At 58.6% G+C, this 2,818-nt stretch carries 4 protein-coding genes; 2 read left to right on the top strand and 2 right to left on the bottom strand.

The features are described from left to right. Positions 1 to 75 (bottom strand): NAD-dependent epimerase/dehydratase family protein (locus Q0072_RS21850; RefSeq protein WP_366941763.1); only part of this gene is annotated, 75 nt, incomplete at its 3' end. A gap of 165 nt (positions 76 to 240) precedes the next feature. Between Q0072_RS21850 and Q0072_RS01085 the strand changes: the two genes are divergently transcribed. After that, positions 241 to 402: a hypothetical protein gene (locus Q0072_RS01085; protein ID WP_298324496.1), complete on the top strand. Its 162-nt coding sequence runs from the start codon at positions 241 to 243 to the stop codon at positions 400 to 402. A gap of 62 nt (positions 403 to 464) precedes the next feature. Here the strand turns inward: Q0072_RS01085 and Q0072_RS01080 are convergent, their stop codons facing one another. After that, positions 465 to 1,484: a replication initiation protein gene (locus Q0072_RS01080; RefSeq protein WP_298324492.1), complete on the bottom strand. Its 1,020-nt coding sequence runs from the start codon at positions 1,482 to 1,484 to the stop codon at positions 465 to 467. Positions 1,485 to 1,846: 362 nt separating this feature from the next. Here Q0072_RS01080 and Q0072_RS01075 point away from each other — a divergent pair, with 362 nt between their 5' ends. Next, positions 1,847 to 2,074: a hypothetical protein gene (locus tag Q0072_RS01075; protein WP_298324490.1), complete on the top strand. Its 228-nt coding sequence runs from the start codon at positions 1,847 to 1,849 to the stop codon at positions 2,072 to 2,074. Positions 2,075 to 2,818: the final 744 nt, after the last annotated feature.

Below are 2,818 nucleotides of genomic sequence, written 5' to 3'. Positions count from 1 at the left end.
GCGGGCCAGGGCCTTGCAGGCATGGCTGCCGATGAAGCCGGCGCCGCCAGTGACCAGGATCGTGGGGCGGGTCATGGATCAATCCCGTTGAAACATCGCGACAGGGGCGCGAGCATGACTCGAACGGGGCCGGAAAAGCGAGGATCTTGTGGGGGTGGAGAGGGGCTTTCCGGCAGGCTTGCAAGCGGCCCTTTCCCGGTATTTCCTCTCATCGGACATCAGAAGAACCGGGAGGGCAGGATGCCAGTGGAGAAGGACAGGGCGGAGCCTCGGACCAAGCAGCGGTATACGCTGGAGGAACTCGTTGCCGGGATGACGCCGGATAATCAGCATGAGGAGCAGTTTCCCGGCCCCCCGGTGGGGGCGGAGCGTATCGAATGGGAGGGGCCAGTGTCTGAGTAAAGGGAAAGCTATGTGATATCAAAAAGATATCAATGTGTCCTTGATATCGGGTCTTGCCACCCTCAGCGAATTCTTTCTTCGGCGAGAAGCTCGGCCGCGATCTGTGGGACCCAGCGGGGAAGGTTCTCTACCGCACTGGCCGCCTTTGGAAGCTCTATGCCGATCGCCTCGGCCCGCTTGGCCCATTTCAGCCTTGTCCCGGCATCTGCCCCTGTCAGGAAATGCAGCGCTTTGCGAGCGGCAGCGGTATAGGCAATGTCCTCCGTCCTTGCTTTGCGCTCTCCCCGCCGCTGGACCTTGGGCTTTTCCAGTTCCCGGATTGTCGCGGCGGCTGCTTCCTTGGGTTTGCGTTCAATCTGGAAGGTGACAGCGACAACCTGACCGCCACCGCGACCACGGCCTTGACGGGTTTCGATGACCAGCACGCGAAACTCAGCCAGCCGATCAATTTCCTCCAGGGCCGGATCCAGGGCGCGTCTACGGAAATCCTTCCAATCCATCAGCTTGTCTCGGCATCCAAGCAGGTCCCGCAATTCGGACGTTTTGACGGACCACCAGGGTTGGGCGGCATCCCGGTCGGCATAGCGCTTAAGGGTCTCATACAGGACCAGCCCATATTTGCTGTCGAATTCCCACTGCACGCGCAGACTGATCATGCTGTAGAGCGCCGGCTCCACCAGCCGCTCCCGCAGGCCGCTGGGGAAGCTGTATTGCAGGCTGCCAGATCGTTCATCAATCCGGCAGGTACTGAGCAAGGGCGACGATTCCCATACCCGGCCACCATCGGAGCGCAGGTAGTTGAACTCTACGACGGTTGCCTGAAGGCGCTTGACGCTGTCCTTCATGCGTCGGTTGTCGTTTTCCGGCGTGCCGCCACGGGCTTCAGCAGCGAAGCGGCGAATTTCGGACATTTGTACGGTGTGCCACTCGTCCGTCGTCAGACGCCTGTAGGCATGGGCCAGTAAATGATTGAAAAGCTGACGATCCGACAGGGTCAGTTTGCCACTTGGTTCGGCAATCTCGACCGTGCCGGTGGCTTTTGGAACATTGTTTGGCGGTGTTGTGATTTGACGAATAGACATCCGACAAGGATATATCGGACATAACTCTAGCGGAAGTCCGAAAAGTACCGTCATAATGTCCGAAATGCCCCTATTGCCCCGCAAAAATGTCCGATATCTCCGTATCGGAGTCCGACAAGCTCCGTAGATTTGTCCCGATCTGTCCGTTGAAATGTCCGATAATGGCCTTTAATGATCTGAAAGATAACATGATTTCGGCCTTAGGAATCTGAGGAACAGTTAGGAACTTAGGAAACCGCTGTTTCTGGGGGTGTTTTACGGGCTGCGGGCGGCCAACAGGTGGCGTGGTGCATGCCCTCTGGTCCTGGGTAATGTAGGCCCTGCCTCTGACCAGCCGGTGGGTCAGAAGCAGCGCCTTCACCATGCTGGCCCGTCCCAACAACCGGACCTTGCCGCTGGTCATTCTGACCGCCCTGTCCCTGGCCGGCATCCTGGTCAGTGACATGACCGGGCTGGCCTGGCGGGGCCTGTCCCGCCTTCGCACCACGCGCAGAGGCGACAGTGAAAAGGCATTATTTCCCATGATCTACCCCGGCAACTGCGAATACGCTGACCGGGGTGGGGCACGGCTTGTGGCTGGCTTCGCGTAACAGGACATCGCCTCCCCTTCCCCGCGTCTCGGGCTGTGCCAATCAGCTGCATATCGAATCTCGTGGCCCGATACTGCGGAGGGCCATCAGGAACTCCGTACATAGCGCGGTCATACTGAGGTGAAAGGAGCTTCACCATGGCACGACGCATGCGCCTGATGAACAGGGCCGATAAATCTCTCTCTTGCCAGCCACTCTCCTTCTCCACTGGCTCTGATGGGTGAGCGAGATATCGTCATCCACATTCTGACCTTCGCCGACACTGGCGACGATTGTCGTAACCGGTTGAGTTGGGCAGTGCCCTGATGCGCGCCGCCTTTGCACCTCCACCCCCGGACCCATGAACGTAAGTTCCAAGGGCGCGTATATACGTCGCTATCGCGACGGCCATTTTCAGGAGCAAAATAGCCCTTGCCGAGATGGACCTGACAGGGAAGGCGCGGTGTAAAAAGTCTACCCGCAGGCCTTCAAAAATGGTCCCTATACGTCGAAAGAAAATTACGTCCGTTGAGAGGGAGCTCACACCTGATGCAGCTCACTCTGGACTCTATTGGGCCCTGTTGGCGGGCCCGAACCCGGCCTGTGAGATCCGTCCAGTCGGTCTGGGACAGGGGCTCGACAGAAAAGCACGGAAGGGTCAGTCTCAGTGGAGTGGCTCTTTTGGGAGGGGCCCGCTTTCGGGTCATGATGTGGAAGTTGGACGTTGATAATTGGGGGAAGCGATGGCAAATGAGACTTTCGCCT

Origin of the sequence: Asticcacaulis sp. (genome assembly GCF_027484505.1) — a bacterium.
In the GTDB taxonomy this organism is placed as follows: Bacteria; Pseudomonadota; Alphaproteobacteria; order Caulobacterales; family Caulobacteraceae; genus Asticcacaulis.
The sequence above is the reverse complement of the archived record's forward strand: the minus strand, read 5'-3'. Positions and strand labels throughout refer to the sequence as shown.

Excerpts from the sequence above, each read along its gene's own strand:
- Q0072_RS01075 (WP_298324490.1), top strand. The coding sequence starts at position 1,847 with ATGCTGGCCCGTCCCAACAACCGGACCTTGCCGCTGGTCATTCTGACC.
- Q0072_RS01080 (WP_298324492.1), bottom strand. The coding sequence starts at position 1,484 with ATGTCTATTCGTCAAATCACAACACCGCCAAACAATGTTCCAAAAGCC.
- Q0072_RS01085 (WP_298324496.1), top strand. The coding sequence starts at position 241 with ATGCCAGTGGAGAAGGACAGGGCGGAGCCTCGGACCAAGCAGCGGTAT.